Origin of the sequence: Bartonella capreoli, from assembly GCF_902813205.1 — a bacterium.
Taxonomy (GTDB): domain Bacteria; phylum Pseudomonadota; class Alphaproteobacteria; order Rhizobiales; family Rhizobiaceae; genus Bartonella; species Bartonella schoenbuchensis.
In genome coordinates this window covers 1-765 of the sequence record NZ_CADDZX010000071.1, presented here as the reverse complement: position 1 = coordinate 765, position 765 = coordinate 1, and the positions used below count along the sequence as shown (strand labels likewise).

The following is a 765-nucleotide window of genomic DNA, read 5'->3' as shown; positions in this document are numbered from 1 at the left end:
AGATTTGCAAAATGGTTTTTATGTTACAGAATTATTTGGGCATGGTATTGATTTTGTTACGGGCCAATATAGTCGTGGTGCTGCTGGTTTTTGGATTGAAAACGGCGAAATTGCTTATCCAGTAAGTGAAATAACACTAGGTTCTAATTTACTTCATATGTTAGCACACTTAACACCTGCGAACGATATTGATCGACGTTATGGAACAACCGCTCCAACATTATTAATTGAAGGAATGACACTTGCAGGAAAATCATACGCATTATTCTTCTGACTTAACTCTCTTGCTTGATGTTTGTCGAGAGGCAGGAAATTTAGCAATGAGGTATTTTGGATGTGCGTTGAACGTTTGGATGAAAGAAGGTAATTCACCAGTCAGTGAAGCAGATTTTGCAGTTGATCACTTTTTGAAGTAAAAGCATCTTAGAGCACGCCCAAAGTATGGATGGATTTCAGAAGAAACAAAAGATGATCGGTATCAAAGAATTTATGAACGCTTCTTTGTAGTTGACCCTATTGATGGAACTCGTGGTTTTCTTTCAGATAGCACTTATTGGTGTATTTCGATTGCTATTATTGAGAATGGGCGTCCTATTGTAGGTGTTGTACAATGTCCAGCTCAGGGAGATGTTTATGCAGCTGTTGCTGGTAGCGGGGCAACATTAAATGGTACAAAACTCCCTCTTTTAGCTTCTCAAATTAATGGAAAGTACAAAGTTTCACTCGATAAATCACTAGCGCAAAAATTACCAGATGATTTTTGCA

Annotated in this window: 1 protein-coding gene and 1 pseudogene; both read left to right on the top strand. The window is 37.9% G+C overall.

Annotated features, from left to right (window positions below; translation table 11 throughout):
- A partial coding sequence (locus J7R05_RS07360) for a metallopeptidase TldD-related protein (protein ID WP_246468266.1) occupies positions 1-274 on the top strand: 274 nt, incomplete at its 5' end.
- Positions 243-765, top strand: a pseudogene (locus J7R05_RS07355) (inositol monophosphatase family protein); the annotation flags it as partial. The gene J7R05_RS07360 and the pseudogene J7R05_RS07355, both read left to right, overlap by 32 nt.